Raw genomic sequence first — 14,156 nt, 5'->3', positions numbered from 1 at the left:
CGGGACCGCGGTTTGACTTTTGCACCTCACCGCATCACTCTTTCACTACTTAACTAGTGGAAGGGTGTTTGCCGAGTGGTCGAATACCACATCAACCGGCACAGCGGCGTGGCCACCTACGTCCAGATCGTCCAGCAGACCAAACAGGCGCTGCGTCTGGGCCTGCTCGCACCCGGTGACAAACTGCCCACGGCCCGCGAGGTCGTCGAAGCGACCGCCGTCAACCCCAACACCGTGCTGAAGGCCTACCGCGAGCTGGAGCGTGAGGGCCTGGTCGACGCCCGGCGCGGCCTCGGCACCTTCGTACGGCGCTCCCTGGGTACCGCCCCCACCGACTCCCCGCTGCGCGCGGAGCTGGAGGACTGGGCGTCCCGGGCCCGCGAGGCCGGGCTTGAGCGGGAGGACGTCGCCGCATTCTTCACCGCCGTACTCGAGACCCACTACCCGGCCCGACCGCCGGACTCCGCACGAACACTGGACCCCGCACATCCGAATACCTCTCAGGGAGACCCGTCATGACCGTCCCTGCCATCGAGGCGGACGCGCTCGGCAAGCGCTTCGGCCGACGCGCCGGCTGGGCGCTGCGCGACTGTTCCTTCCGGCTGCCCGCCGGCCGCGTCTGCGCCGTCGTCGGCCCCAACGGCGCGGGCAAGTCCACGCTGCTCGCCATCACCGCCGGACTGCTGGCCCCCACTGAGGGCACGGCCACCGTCCTCGGCACGAACCCGGCGACGGCCCGCGCCCGGGTCGGCTTTGTCAACCAGGACAAGCCGCTGTACCCGCAGCTCAGCATCGCCGAGACGCTGCGCATGGGCGCCGATCTGAACCCGGGCCGCTGGGACGCCGCCACCGCCGGGCAGATCGTGGCCGGCGGCGACCTGGACCCACAACAGCGGATCCGCGCGCTCTCCGGCGGCCAGCGCACCCGCGTGGCCCTCGCCCTCGCCCTGGGCAAGCGGCCCGAGCTGCTGCTCATGGACGAGCCGATGGCCGATCTCGACCCGCTGGCCCGGCACGAGCTGATGGGCGTACTGATGGGGCAGGCCGCCCTACACGGCACGACGATCGTGATGTCCTCGCACGTCGTCGCCGAGCTGGAGGACTCCTGCGACCATCTGCTGCTGATCGGCGCCAGCCAGGTCCGTCTCGCCGGCGAGATCGACGACCTGCTGGCCGCCCACACCCGCGTCTCCGCCCCGGCGAAGACCGAGCTAACCCCGCACGAGGTCGTCGAGTCCCGCACCACCGGCCGCCAGCTCAGCGCGCTGCTCCGCCCGGCCGGACCGCTGCCCGGCGACTGGCGCACCGCCGCGCCGTCCCTGGAGGAGCTCGTCCTGTCCTACCTGCGCAACCCGGGCGCCCCCGCCCTGGCCTCGGCGCCCGACACCACGGAGGCCGCCGCGTGAGCACCACCCCGACCACCACCCCGACCGTGCCCACCGCCGCCGGCCCGGCCCACGCCCCCCGCCAGCTGCGCTGGCTGATACGGCTGCACCGTCCGGCCCTCCTCGCCGGTGCGGCGCTCGTCCTGCTGACCGGCGCGGCGCTGCTGTGGCTCGGCGGCCCGCTGACCGACGCCTCGGGGGCGGCCTGGAAGCAGTACAACGCCTGCGCCGGCAACTCTCTCTGCGCCTACGACCAGGACGCGGTCGTCCGCTACGACGACGTGTACAACTACACGACCGTCGCCGTGCTCGCCGTGCCGTTCCTGATCGCCGCCTGGGCAGGCGGCGCACTGACCGGCCGTGAGACGGAGTCCGGCACGGCCCACTTCGCCTGGACCCAGGGCGTCTCGCCGACCCGCTGGCTGGCCTCCCGGCTGGCCTTCCCTGCCGCACTGGCCGTCGCCGCGACGGGCCTGCTGGTCTGGCTGCACCGTCTGGCCTGGAAGGAGGCTCACGGCCGCGTCGACAGCGTCCCGTCGTGGTCCGAGACCGCCACCTTCTACGCCAACGGCATCGTCCCGGTGGCCTTCGCCTTGGCCGGACTGGCCGCGGGCGCCCTCGCGGGGCTGCTGCTGCGCCGCGCCCTGACCGCACTCGCCACGGCCGCCGTAGCGCTCGGAGCGCTCTGGGTGGCCGTCGACGCCGCCATGCCGCATCTGTGGCCCGCGGTCACCAAGGTCAGCGGCCTGCGGGACGGCCCGGACGGGACGGGCCTCTGGATCGGCGAAGGCATCCTGACCGCCGACGGCGACCGGCTGGCCGTTCCCTGCTACAACGGCATAGTGCCCGAGTGCGAGGCGGCACTGGCGGACGTCGACGCCGTCAGCTTCTACCGCGAGTTCCACCCCGCCACCCACTACTGGCCGCTCCAGCTGGTCACCTCCGGCATCCTGCTGGCCGTCGCCGCGCTGCTGGCCTACGCGGCCTTCCGCCTGCTGCGCCACCGCACCGGCACGGCGCGGCGGAACGCCGGATAGGCGGTACGGGGACGAGTACGGCGGCACGGGCGCGACTGTCCCGCACCGTGCTGCGGTGCGGCGCACCGCCGTGCCGGTCCGGGGTGGGTCGGTCGCGGGCCGCACCGGCCGGCCGGTGCGGCTGAACGAGATCACCGTGGACGCGGTGCGCGCGGCGGAGCTCGATCGCCGGCGTTCCGTGGACCTGTGTGGACGTCGTCGAGGCCCTCCGCCACAGCGAGCCGACCGGACACGTCGGCCGCCTCGCGGTCACCGCGTTCACCGGAGGCCGGACCGGCCGCGCACCGGAGCCCCGCACGCCCCCGCCGACGCGAGGCGGGCTCATGAGGGGTATGACCTGCTGGGGCGGCAGACCGGGCGACCGTGGGATTGCAGGCACGTGGGGGTGTGCGGGGGTGTGCGGGGAGCGGTGAAAGCCCCCCAGCCCCCGCACACCCCCACCGGCCGCTCACATGCCACCCCGCAGACCCGCCCCCTCGTGAGCCACGCCCGCACGCCACCCCCGCGCACCCGCCCGCACGGGCCACTCCGCGCCACCCGCGAGCCACGCCACAGCCCGCCCCTCGTGAGCCGCCCGCACAGTCCGCCCCCACGCCACCCCACGGCACGCTCACATGCCACCCCGCAGGCCCGCCCCCTCATGAGCCGCCCGCACGGGCCATCCCGCGCCCATCTCCGAGCCCCACCCCGCGAGCCGCCCGCACGGGCCCCGCGCCACCCCGCGAGCCGCTCCCCGCTATCCCGCACGTCATGTCTCCGTAACCGTTGATTCAGACAGGCTTGCGACGCTCGGCCCATGCATCCCGCCGTGCCAGAGCCTGCACCGCCCCGACGGGTGAACGGGGGGAACGGGGACGCCTCAGGGCCACCACCGCTCCCACCCGCGCTCTCCGACGCGCCCGTGACGCCTCCGGCGCGGAAGAATGGGGTCATGAGCCAGCCCAACGCCCAGGCACAGGTACAGCACCCGCAGCCCTCCGTGGGCTCCATCGCCGCCCACCGCCCGCACACCGTGGCCGGAGTGGTCTCCGACCTGGAACCCGACATCGACGCGGACCTCGACGGGTACGAGGAGACGCCGAACGACGGCGCCCCGCTGCCGCAGGGCCGCTTCCTCGACCGGGAACGCAGCTGGCTCGCCTTCAACGAACGCGTGCTGGAACTGGCCGAGGATCCCGACACCCCGCTGCTGGAGCGGGCGAACTTCCTCGCGATCTTCGCCAGCAACCTGGACGAGTTCTTCATGGTCCGCGTGGCCGGCCTGAAGCGCCGTATCGCCACCGGAGTCGCCACCCGCTCCGCCTCCGGTCTCCAGCCGCGCGAGGTGCTGGAGATGATCTGGGCCCGCTCCCGCGAGCTGATGGCCCGGCACGCCGCCTGCTACCACGAGGACGTCGCCCCCGCCCTCGCGGAGGAGGGCATCCACCTGGTCCGCTGGAACGAGCTGGCGGAGAAGGAGCAGGCCCGGCTCTTCACCCTCTTCCGGCACCAGATCTTCCCGGTCCTCACCCCCCTCGCGGTCGACCCGGCGCACCCCTTCCCGTACATCTCCGGCCTGTCGCTGAACCTGGCCGTCGTCGTACGCAACCCGGTCACCGGCCACAAGCACTTCGCCCGCGTGAAGGTGCCGCCGCTGCTGTCCCGCTTCCTGGAGAGCTCACCCGGCCGCTACGTCCCCCTCGAGGACGTGATCGCCGCCCACCTGGAGGAGCTGTTCCCGGGCATGGAGGTGCTCCAGCACCACGCGTTCCGGCTCACCCGCAACGAGGACCTCGAGGTCGAGGAGGACGACGCGGAGAACCTGCTCCAGGCCCTGGAGAAGGAGCTCATGCGGCGCCGCTTCGGGCCGCCGGTGCGCCTGGAGGTCGAGGAGTCCATCGACCGTGAGGTGCTCGACCTGCTGGTGCGCGAGCTGAAGGTGGGCGAGGCCGAGGTGTACCCGCTGCCGGGTCCGCTCGACCTCACCGGTCTCTTCCGCGTCCACAGCCTGGACCGGCCGGAGCTGAAGTACCCGAAGTTCATCGCGGGCACGCACCGCGACCTGGCGGAGGTGGAGTCGGCGTCCCCGCCCGACATCTTCGCCGCACTGCGCAGCCGGGACGTGCTGCTGCACCACCCCTACGACTCGTTCTCCACCTCCGTGCAGGCGTTCCTGGAGCAGGCGGCGGCCGACCCGGACGTCCTCGCCATCAAGCAGACCCTGTACCGGACGTCCGGCGACTCCCCCATAGTCGACGCGCTCATCGACGCCGCCGAGTCCGGTAAGCAGGTCCTCGTCCTGGTCGAGATCAAGGCCCGCTTCGACGAGCACGCCAACATCAAGTGGGCGCGCAAGCTGGAGGAGTCGGGCTGCCACGTCGTCTACGGCCTGGTCGGTCTGAAGACCCACTGCAAGTTGTCCCTGGTGGTCCGTCAGGAGGGCGAGACGCTACGGCGTTACAGCCACGTCGGCACCGGCAACTACCACCCGAAGACGGCCCGTCTCTACGAGGACCTCGGCGTGCTCACCGCCGACCCGCAGGTCGGCGCGGACCTCTCCGACCTGTTCAACCGCCTCTCCGGCTATTCCCGCCGCGAGACCTACCGGCGCCTCCTGGTCGCCCCCAAGTCCCTGCGGGACGGCCTGGTCTCGCGGATCGACAAGGAGGCCCAGCACCATCGTGCCGGGCGGCCCGCGTACGTACGCATCAAGGTCAACTCGATGGTCGACGAGGCCGTCATCGACGCCTGCTACCGGGCGTCGCAGGCGGGCGTGCCGGTGGACATCTGGGTGCGCGGTATCTGCGCGATCCGGCCCGGCGTCGAAGGGCTGTCGGAGAACGTCCGGGTACGGTCCGTCCTCGGCCGCTTCCTCGAGCACTCCCGTGTCTTCTCCTTCGGCAACGGCGGTGAGCCCGAGGTGTGGTTCGGCAGCGCGGACATGATGCACCGCAACCTCGACCGCCGTATCGAGGCGCTGGTGCGTATCACCGATCCGGCCCACCGCGCCGCGCTCAACCGGCTGCTGGAGACCGGCATGTCCGACACCACGGCGTCCTGGCACCTCGGCCCGGACGGCGAGTGGACCCGGCACTCGACGGACGCGGAGGGCCAGCCCCTGCGCAACGTCCAGGAGATGCTCATAGACGCCCGGAGGCGCCGGCGTGGCCCAGCAGCACCTTGAACCGACGGACCCCGTGACCGGTCCCGTACCGGCGGACGCCCTGGCCGGCTATCTGCGGGCCCAGGCGACCGAGTTCCTCCGCGCGCTGCGCCTCCACCGGGAGACCGGTGCGGGTGCGGCGGCGTCGGAGGACTCCGCCGAGGCGGCCCGCGCGCTACGCCGCGCGGCCCGCCGCATCAGCGCCAGCCTCCACACCTTCCAGCCGGTCCTCGACCCCGGCTGGTCGGAGGCGCTGCGGCCCGAACTGGCCTGGGTGTCCGGCATCCTGGCCCAGGAACACGCCTACGCCGCCCGCCTGGACCAGCTCCTCCTGGCCCTGCACCGCCTGTCGGGTGCGGCACCGTTGCCGTCCCAGAGCACGAAGGCACCGGACCCGGCGCCCACCCGGGGCACGGCCGCCCGCACCACGACCGCGCCGCGCAGGCCTGCCGACGGCCACCCGGGCGCCCGGCCCTCCGACCCGACGACTCCGGCCCGCCCGGACGCCGCCACGGCCACGACCCACGCGGCACTCCACCCAGCCGACGACCCGGCCACCGCCCCCCACGCCACCACCGCGGCCCCCGACACCGCAGACACGGCCCCCATCCACCCCGACGGCGCCGCGACCCGTGCGACGCGGGCGCCTTCGGGCGCGAGCCGCACCGACGCCTCGGCCGCCGCGCCCCCCGGTGCGAGGGTCCCGGCCCCGGGCGCCTCGGCACCCTCCACAACCGACGGCACCCCGGGCCGCACCGCGACCGCACCCGGCCGCGACCCCGGCGCGGCCGCCACCGACACGGCCCGGCGCACCGCGACCGGCACCGGCACCGGCACCGGCAGTGAGGCGGCCCCGGGTGCCCGACGCCCCGTGGCCACCCGTACGTCGGTCGCGGCCCGGCACTCCACGCCCGGAACGACCGGTACCGTCCCGCGTGCCCCCGGCGGCACAGCCGGCGGCGGGGCGGACCCTGCTCCCGGCCCTTCCCGGGCCGTCCCCGCGACCGACGGAGTCACCGGCGCGACCCGGCGCACCACGACCGCCACCGCGACCGCCACCGCGACGGCCACCGCCGCCGATGGGCCCCGCACCGGAGTGGCCGCCCCCGCGGGCGACCGTGCCGTGAGGCCCGTGCCCGCGCCGGACCGGGGGAATCTCACCGTCGGTGCGGCCAAGGCCGGTGCCCTGCTGGACCGGCAGCTGACGCTGGCCCGGACCCGGGCGCACTCCACCGCGCTGCAGGCGCTCGGCTCCTCCCGGTTCCACGGAATCGCCGACAAGGTCGCCTTACTCGCCAGCGAGGTGCCGCTGTCCCCGGCGGCCGACGGCACCGACCTGCGTCTGCCGGCCGACGCCGCGCGCGAGCGGCTCGCCGACGCGGTCGCCGCGCTGCCGCTGCTCACGGCGGGCAGCCCGTACAACGCGGAGGCACTGATCCACGGGCTCTCCCCGGATCCCTCCCCGCACCCCCAGGACGCCCCCTGGCACCAGGTCCGGCTCCTGCTGCGACTGCACCGCTACGCCCGCGAGGTCCTCGCCACCGGCCCCGGCCTCCGTCTTCTCGCCGCCGGCGAGGCGCTCGACCGGCACCGCGACGCCTCCGAGGCGGCCACCGCCGCGGCGCATGCGGCCCGCACCCCACGGATCGCCCCCGCCACGGCGTACGCGCTGGGCGTGCTGCACGCCGATCAGCGGCACGAGGTGGAGGCGGCGCGGTACGCGTTCCAGCGCGCCTGGCAGAAGGAAGCCCTCGGTACCCCGTAGGGAGGACGCCGGCAGCCACAGGGAAGGCACGGGCAGACACAGGGCGGGACCGGCAGACACAGGGCGGGACCGGCAGACACGGACAGGCAATGGACAGGCACAGGGAGGCACACGGTGAGCACCCTCGGCTCCACCCCCGGCTCCACCCCCGGCGGAACGAACCGCACCCTCACCGTCCAGGCCGCGGGCTGCGTCCTGTGGCGCCGCTCCCCCGTGACCGGCACGCTCGAACTGTGCCTCGTCCACCGGCCCAAGTACGACGACTGGTCCTGGCCCAAGGGCAAGCTCAAGCGGGGCGAGGACCCGCTGGCCTGCGCCCTGCGCGAGGTCGCCGAGGAGACGGGCCACACCGCCGTACCGGCCGCCGTGCTCCCCACCGCCCGCTATCTGGCGAACGGCCGGCCCAAGCGGGTCCGCTACTGGGCCGCCGAAGCCGTCGCCGGCACCTTCACCCCCAACGACGAGGTGGACCGCGTCCTCTGGCTCCCCCCAGACGCCGCCCGCGCCCGCCTCACCCGCCCCGGCGACGCCGACCTCGTGGACGCCTTCCTCGCCACCCTCCGCCCGGCGCGGTGACCGCCCGGGCACACGGGTCTTCCCGACGGCCGACGACCTGCTGACGCCGGTATCACCCCGTGTCCTCGACGTGAGCGTTCCGTGACCTCACCGCACCGTCCTCAGGGGTTCACCCCTCGTTCATGTACGCCCATCGGACGCTTCACCTGTTCTGCCTAATTTCGGCCTTACGCGATGCGGATCGCCCCGTAGAAGAAGAGGCGACCCCATCACCCACTTCGCACGCCGCCGAATTCAGGACGGCGGCCACTGGAAGGAACTCAAGTGAAGCTTCAGCGCAAGAACCGGCGGGCCCTCGCTCTCGGTGCTCTCGCCGTCTCCGGCGCCCTGGCCCTCACGGCGTGCGGCTCCGACGACACCGGTGGCAACACCGGCGGTGACGCCTCCGCCACCGCGCAGGCCGGCAACATCGACTGCGGTGACGCCAAGGGCCAGCTCCAGGCCTCCGGCTCCTCCGCGCAGAAGAACGCCATCGACGCCTGGGTGAAGCAGTACACCGCGGCCTGCAAGGGCGTGCAGGTCAACTACAACCCGACCGGTTCGGGCGCGGGCATCACCGCCTTCACGCAGGGCCAGACCGCGTTCGCCGGTTCGGACTCCGCGCTGAAGCCCGAGGAGATCGAGGCCTCGAAGAAGATCTGCTCCGGCGGCCAGGGCATCGACCTGCCGATGGTCGGCGGCCCGATCGCGGTCGGCTTCAACGTCCCCGGCGTCGACACCCTCGCCCTGGACGCGGCGACCCTCGCGCAGATCTTCGACAGCAAGATCACCAACTGGAACGACGAGGCCATCAAGAAGCTCAACCCCGAGGCGAAGCTTCCCGACCTCAAGATCCAGGCCTTCCACCGCTCCGACGAGTCCGGCACCACGGACAACTTCACCAAGTACCTGAAGGCCGCCGCGCCCAAGGACTGGAAGTACGAGCCGGGCAAGTCCTGGGAGGCCGAGGGCGGCCAGTCCGCGCAGGGTTCCTCCGGCGTGGCCCAGCAGGTGAAGCAGACCTCGGGTGCCATCTCGTACTTCGAGCTCTCCTACGCCTCGGACGGCCTCAAGACCGTCGACATCAAGACCGAGGCCGCCGAGCCGGTCGAGGCCACCATCGAGAACGCCACCGCGGCGATCGGCGCCGCCAAGGTCGTCGGCACCGGCAAGGACCTGGCCCTGGAGCTGGACTACACCCCGTCCACCGACGGCGCCTACCCGATCGTCCTGGTGACGTACGAGATCGTCTGCGACAAGGGCAACAAGTCGGAGACCCTGCCCGCCACCAAGTCCTTCCTGAACTACATGGCCTCCGAGGAGGGCCAGGGTGTGCTCGCCGACGCCGGCTACGCGCCCATGCCCGAGGAGATCATCACCAAGGTCCGCGAGACCATCTCGGGCCTCGCCTGACCCAAGAGTGCGGACCGGCCCCGACCACGGAGCCGGTCCGCACCGTCCGGTGCACCGCCATCAGGAGCCCCCGGCCCCCGGACGGCTCCGACCGAGCCGCCCGCCCCGGTGGCTCCGCAGACCGGAGAACCCGATGGACATCACCACACAGAAACCCACCGCTCCCCCCGCACCCACACCGGCGGCGCCCGAGGACAAGCGCGCCGCCCGGGGTGCCACCCGCCCCGGTGACCGGATCTTCCTCGGGCTCTCCCGCGGATCCGGCATCTTCGTCCTGGTCCTCATGGCCGCGATCGCGGCCTTCCTGACCTACCGCGCCTCCATAGCCATCGGCAAGAACGAGGCGAACTTCTTCACGTCCTTCGAGTGGAACCCCGCCGGCATCCCGCCGGAGTTCGGCATCGCGGTCCTCGTCTTCGGTACCGTCGTGTCGTCGGTGATCGCGATGGTGATCGCGGTCCCGATCTCGGTCGGCATCGCCCTGTTCATCACGCACTACGCCCCCCGCCGCCTCGGCGGTCCGATCGGCTACGTGGTCGACCTGCTCGCCGCCGTCCCGTCCATCGTCTACGGCCTGTGGGGCGTCCTCGTCCTGGTGCCGCACATGAGCGGCCTCTACAGCTGGCTCGACGAGTACCTCGGCTGGACCGGCGTCTTCGCCTGGGAGGGCGGCCCCGCCCGCTCGCTGCTCACCGTGGGCATCCTGCTCGCGCTGATGATCCTGCCGATCATCACCAACGTCAGCCGCGAGGTCTTCCGGCAGGTCCCGCGGATGCACGAGGAGGCGGCCCTGGCCCTCGGCGCCACCCGCTGGGAGGTCATCCGCATGTCGGTCCTCCCCTTCGGCCGCTCCGGTGTCATCTCCGCCTCGATGCTGGGCCTCGGCCGCGCGCTCGGCGAGACGATGGCCGTGGCCATGGTGCTCTCGCCGAGCTTCGACATCGACGCCAGCCTGCTCGACCCGGGCGGCGGCACCTTCGCCCAGAACATCGCCAGCAAGTTCAACGAGGCCACCGTGATGGGCCAGGACGCGCTGATCGCCTCCGGCATGGTCCTCTTCGTCATCACCCTGCTGGTCAACGGCGCGGCCCGGCTGATCATCGCCCGCCGCAAGGAGTACTCGGGGGCCAACGCATGAGCCACGCAACCCTCTCCCCCAAGCAGAGCTCCCTGCGCGGTGCGACCCTGCCCAAGTGGTTCTCCTGGGCGGTCGCCGCCGGCTCGGTCGCCCTCGGGCTCGGCATCAGTTCCGCGGCCGGCCTGCACAGCGACATCCAGTGGGGCCTGATCGCCGCGCTCCTGTTCGTCGTCCTGTCCTACGGCATCTCCGCGAAGGTGGAGGGCAGCCGCCAGGCCAAGGACCGCACCGCGACCAGCCTGGTGTGGGTGGCCTTCCTGCTGGCCGTCATCCCGCTGGCCTCCCTCATCTGGGAGACGGTCGAGCGTGGCGTGAAGGTCCTCGATGTCTACTTCCTCACCCACTCCATGGGCGTGGTCGCCGACACCGAGCCCGGTGGCGGCATCTACCACGCCATCCTCGGCACCCTGGAGCAGGTCGGCCTCGCCGCCCTGATCTCCGTGCCGGTCGGTGTGCTCACCGGGATCTACCTGGTCGAGTACGGCCGCGGCAGGCTCGCCAAGGCCGTCACCTTCTTCGTCGACGTCATGACGGGCATCCCGTCGATCGTCGCGGGTCTGTTCATCCTCAGCCTCTGGGTGCTGATCCTGCAGATGGGCCCCTCAGGCTTCGCCGGATCCATGGCCCTGTCGATCCTGATGATCCCGATCGTCGTGCGCTCCACCGAGGAGATGCTCAAGCTCGTCCCGAACGAGCTGCGCGAGGCGTCGCTGGCGCTGGGTGTGCCGAAGTGGCGCACCATCCTGAAGGTGGTCCTGCCGACGTCGATCGGCGGCATCACCACCGGCGTGATGCTCGCCGTCGCCCGCATCACCGGTGAGACCGCCCCCGTGCTGCTGCTGGTCTGGGTCACGAACTACATCAACACCAACCCGTTCAAGGACCCCCAGGCGTCGCTGCCGATGTACATCTACCTGCAGTACATGAACAGCGCGGGCTCCGGCGCGGCCTACGACCGTGCCTGGGCGGCGGCCCTGACGCTCATCGCGTTCATCATGATCCTCAACCTCGTGGCCCAGGGCATCGCCCGCTGGAAGGCCCCGAAGACCGGTCGCTGACGCGGCCAAGGCGAAACAGTCAGCGACCCGAAAGAAGCAGTGATTCACATGGCCAAGCGCATCGATGTCAGCGGCCTCAACGCCTACTACAGCTCCTTCCTGGCCATCGAGGACATCTCGATGACCGTGGAGCCCCGTTCCGTGACGGCCTTCATCGGCCCGTCCGGCTGCGGCAAGTCCACCTTCCTGCGCACGCTCAACCGCATGCACGAGGTGACGCCGGGCGGCCGGGTCGAGGGCAAGGTCATGCTCGACGACGAGAACCTGTACGGCGCCGGCATCGACCCGGTGGCGGTGCGGCGTGAGGTCGGCATGGTCTTCCAGCGACCGAACCCGTTCCCCACCATGTCGGTGTACGACAACGTGGCGGCGGGCCTGCGCCTGAACGGCAAGTACAAGAAGTCCGCGCTGGACGACGTCGTCGAGAAGTCCCTCCGGGGCGCGAACCTCTGGAACGAGGTCAAGGACCGCCTGAACAAGCCCGGCTCGGGCCTCTCGGGCGGTCAGCAGCAGCGCCTCTGCATCGCCCGCGCCATCGCGGTCGAGCCGAACGTCCTGCTGATGGACGAGCCGTGCTCCGCCCTGGACCCGATCTCCACCCTCGCGATCGAGGACCTGATCGGTGAGCTGAAGGAGCAGTTCACGATCGTCATCGTGACGCACAACATGCAGCAGGCGGCCCGCGTCTCCGACCGCACCGCGTTCTTCAACCTGGCGGCCGTCGGCCAGCCGGGCAAGCTGATCGAGATCGACGACACGGAGCGCATCTTCTCCAACCCGTCCGTCCAGGCCACCGAGGACTACATCTCCGGCCGCTTCGGCTGACCGAACCCCTCGCGGTGCTGCATGGCGGTGCCACCGCGAGGCCAGAGGGCCCGCCCCCGAAACCGGGGGCGGGCCCTTCCACGTAACACCGGGTCGCGCGACCGGGCCCGGCTCAGCCCGACCCAGCCAGGCGCGGCCACCCCACCTACAAAAGCGCCAACTGCACAACCCCGTACGACAACGCGGCAACCGCCCCCGCCGCCGGCATGGTGATGAACCACCCGAGAACGATGTTCTTGGCGACCCCCCACCGCACGGCGTTGACCCGCTTCGTCGCCCCCACACCCATGATCGCCGACGTGATCACATGCGTGGTGGAGATCGGCGCGTGAAACAGGAACGCCGACCCGAACATGATCGAGGCCCCAGTGGTCTCCGCGGCGAACCCCTGCGGCGGATCCAGCTCGATGATCTTCCGCCCCAGCGTCCGCATGATGCGCCAGCCGCCCGCGTACGTCCCCGCGGACAGCATCAGCGCACAAGCGATCTTCACCCACACCGGAATCGGATCGCCGTACTCCTCGACATCGGCGATGACCAGCGCCATCACCACGATGCCCATCGTCTTCTGCGCGTCCTGCAGACCGTGCCCGAGCGCCATACCCGCCGCGGACACCGTCTGCGCGATACGGAAGCCCCGCTTGGCCTTGTGCGGATTGGCCCGCCGGAAGATCCACATGATCGCGGTCATCACCAGGTACCCGGCGAGCAGACCGACCACCGGCGAAACGAACATCGGAATGACGATCTTGTCGAGCACCCCGTTCCAGTAGACCGTCGTCCCACCGGCCAGCGCGGCCCCGACCATGCCCCCGAACAACGCGTGTGACGACGACGACGGCAGCCCGAAGTACCAGGTGATCAGGTTCCAGACGATCGCTCCCACCAGCGCGGCGAAGAGGATCCCCATCCCTTTCGACCCCTCGGGTGTCTGGATCACACCCTCACTGACGGTCTTGGCGACCCCGGAGCCCATGAACGCGCCGGCGAGGTTCATCACGGCCGCCATCGCGAGCGCCACCCGGGGCGTGAGCGCCCGCGTCGACACGGACGTGGCGATCGCGTTCGCCGAATCGTGGAAACCGTTGGTGTACGTGAAGAAGAGCGCGACCCCGATGGTCACGACCAGTGCAAAGGTGTCCATGAAAGGTTCAGGACTCCTTGACCGCGATGGTCTCCACCGTGTTCGCCACGTGCTCGAAAGCGTCGGCCGCCTCTTCCAGTACGTCCACGATCTGCTTGAGCTTCAGCACCTCGATGGCGTCGTACGTGCCGTTGAAGAGGTGGGCCAGCAGTTTGCGGTGGATCTGGTCGGCCTGGTTCTCCAGACGGTTGACCTCGATCCAGTACTCGGTGAGGTTCTCCATGGTGCGCAGATGCGGCATGGCCTCCGCGGTGAGCTCCGCGGCCCGTGCCAGCACCTCGATCTGCTGCTCGACGCCTTTGGGCAGTTCCTCGACGTTGTAGAGGACGACCAGGTCGACGGCCTCCTCCATGAAGTCCATGATGTCGTCGAGGGAGGACGCGAGGTTGTAGATGTCCTCGCGGTCGAAGGGCGTGATGAACGAGGAGTTCAGCTGGTGGAAGATCGCATGTGTGGCATCGTCACCGGCGTGTTCCGCGGCCCGCATACGCTCTGCGATCTCGGCCCGGGCGGAGGTGTCCGCCCCGAGCAGTTCCATCAGGAGCTTGGAGCCCGTGACGATGTTGTCCGCGGACGCGGCGAACATATCGTAGAAGCTCGTCTCCCTGGGGGTCAGACGAAAGCGCACGTGGGGTCCTCGGTCTGCATCGGTGTCGGTCAGGCTGATGCTAGGCGCACCATCCGGCCACGCGTA

At 71.3% G+C, this 14,156-nt stretch carries 12 protein-coding genes and 1 pseudogene; 11 read left to right on the top strand and 2 right to left on the bottom strand.

Annotated elements, in window-relative coordinates; all coding sequences use genetic code 11:
* Nucleotides 1-75 precede the first annotated feature (75 nt).
* From ACZ5C2_RS00150 to pstB, 11 genes and pseudogenes are all read left to right on the top strand, one after another.
* Entirely contained in the window at nt 76-519 is a 444-nt protein-coding gene (locus ACZ5C2_RS00150; protein ID WP_399975824.1) for a GntR family transcriptional regulator, read from the top strand.
* Nucleotides 516-1,406 carry an ABC transporter ATP-binding protein gene (locus tag ACZ5C2_RS00145; protein ID WP_468784851.1) on the top strand — a complete coding sequence of 297 codons (891 nt, stop codon included), beginning with the start codon at nt 516-518 and terminating at the stop codon, nt 1,404-1,406. The genes ACZ5C2_RS00150 and ACZ5C2_RS00145 overlap by 4 nt, the downstream gene beginning before the upstream one ends.
* Nucleotides 1,403-2,422 carry an ABC transporter permease gene (locus ACZ5C2_RS00140; RefSeq protein WP_468784849.1) on the top strand — a complete coding sequence of 340 codons (1,020 nt, stop codon included), beginning with the start codon at nt 1,403-1,405 and terminating at the stop codon, nt 2,420-2,422. Before ACZ5C2_RS00145 ends, ACZ5C2_RS00140 begins: the two co-directional genes overlap by 4 nt.
* 796 nt (nt 2,423-3,218) lie before the next feature.
* Complete coding sequence (locus ACZ5C2_RS00135) at nt 3,219-5,585, top strand: RNA degradosome polyphosphate kinase (protein WP_468784848.1); 2,367 nt, start codon at nt 3,219-3,221, stop codon at nt 5,583-5,585.
* Nucleotides 5,566-6,096 (top strand): annotated as a pseudogene (locus ACZ5C2_RS00130) (CHAD domain-containing protein); the annotation flags it as partial. The gene ACZ5C2_RS00135 and the pseudogene ACZ5C2_RS00130, both read left to right, overlap by 20 nt.
* A 75-nt stretch (nt 6,097-6,171) precedes the next feature.
* A complete protein-coding gene (locus ACZ5C2_RS00125; RefSeq protein ID WP_468785734.1) occupies nt 6,172-7,329 on the top strand; it encodes a CHAD domain-containing protein in 1,158 nt (385 codons plus the stop codon).
* A gap of 114 nt (nt 7,330-7,443) precedes the next feature.
* Entirely contained in the window at nt 7,444-7,905 is a 462-nt protein-coding gene (locus ACZ5C2_RS00120; RefSeq protein ID WP_468784846.1) for an NUDIX hydrolase, read from the top strand.
* A gap of 264 nt (nt 7,906-8,169) precedes the next feature.
* Complete coding sequence (gene pstS, locus ACZ5C2_RS00115; RefSeq protein WP_468784845.1) at nt 8,170-9,297, top strand: phosphate ABC transporter substrate-binding protein PstS; 1,128 nt, start codon at nt 8,170-8,172, stop codon at nt 9,295-9,297.
* A 133-nt stretch (nt 9,298-9,430) separates the two neighbouring features.
* Nucleotides 9,431-10,435: a phosphate ABC transporter permease subunit PstC gene (pstC, locus tag ACZ5C2_RS00110; protein ID WP_468784844.1), complete on the top strand. Its 1,005-nt coding sequence runs from the start codon at nt 9,431-9,433 to the stop codon at nt 10,433-10,435.
* On the top strand, nt 10,432-11,493 hold the full coding sequence (pstA, locus tag ACZ5C2_RS00105) for a phosphate ABC transporter permease PstA (RefSeq protein ID WP_468784842.1): 1,062 nt from the start codon (nt 10,432-10,434) through the stop codon (nt 11,491-11,493). Before pstC ends, pstA begins: the two co-directional genes overlap by 4 nt.
* A 48-nt stretch (nt 11,494-11,541) precedes the next feature.
* Nucleotides 11,542-12,318: a phosphate ABC transporter ATP-binding protein PstB gene (gene pstB, locus ACZ5C2_RS00100; protein ID WP_468784840.1), complete on the top strand. Its 777-nt coding sequence runs from the start codon at nt 11,542-11,544 to the stop codon at nt 12,316-12,318.
* A gap of 145 nt (nt 12,319-12,463) precedes the next feature.
* On the opposite strand, the gene ACZ5C2_RS00095 is transcribed toward pstB, so the two are convergent.
* Together ACZ5C2_RS00095 and ACZ5C2_RS00090 are read right to left on the bottom strand one after the other, a co-directional pair.
* Entirely contained in the window at nt 12,464-13,462 is a 999-nt protein-coding gene (locus ACZ5C2_RS00095; protein WP_468784838.1) for an inorganic phosphate transporter, read from the bottom strand.
* 7 nt (nt 13,463-13,469) lie between these two features.
* The gene (locus ACZ5C2_RS00090) at nt 13,470-14,090 is read right to left on the bottom strand and encodes a DUF47 domain-containing protein (protein WP_468784836.1); all 621 of its coding nucleotides are present in this window, start codon (nt 14,088-14,090) and stop codon (nt 13,470-13,472) included.
* Nucleotides 14,091-14,156 lie beyond the last annotated feature (66 nt).

The sequence above is a fragment of the Streptomyces sp. NPDC031365 genome (genome assembly GCF_055569765.1).
The sequence above is the reverse complement of the archived record's forward strand: the minus strand, read 5'-3'. Positions and strand labels throughout refer to the sequence as shown.

Bases quoted from the DNA above. Each gene is read 5' to 3' on its own strand.
- ACZ5C2_RS00145 (WP_468784851.1), top strand. From the start codon at position 516: ATGACCGTCCCTGCCATCGAGGCGGACGCGCTCGGCAAGCGCTTCGGC.
- ACZ5C2_RS00135 (WP_468784848.1), top strand. From the start codon at position 3,219: ATGCATCCCGCCGTGCCAGAGCCTGCACCGCCCCGACGGGTGAACGGG.
- pstC (WP_468784844.1), top strand. From the start codon at position 9,431: ATGGACATCACCACACAGAAACCCACCGCTCCCCCCGCACCCACACCG.
- pstA (WP_468784842.1), top strand. From the start codon at position 10,432: ATGAGCCACGCAACCCTCTCCCCCAAGCAGAGCTCCCTGCGCGGTGCG.
- pstB (WP_468784840.1), top strand. From the start codon at position 11,542: ATGGCCAAGCGCATCGATGTCAGCGGCCTCAACGCCTACTACAGCTCC.
- ACZ5C2_RS00095 (WP_468784838.1), bottom strand. From the start codon at position 13,462: ATGGACACCTTTGCACTGGTCGTGACCATCGGGGTCGCGCTCTTCTTC.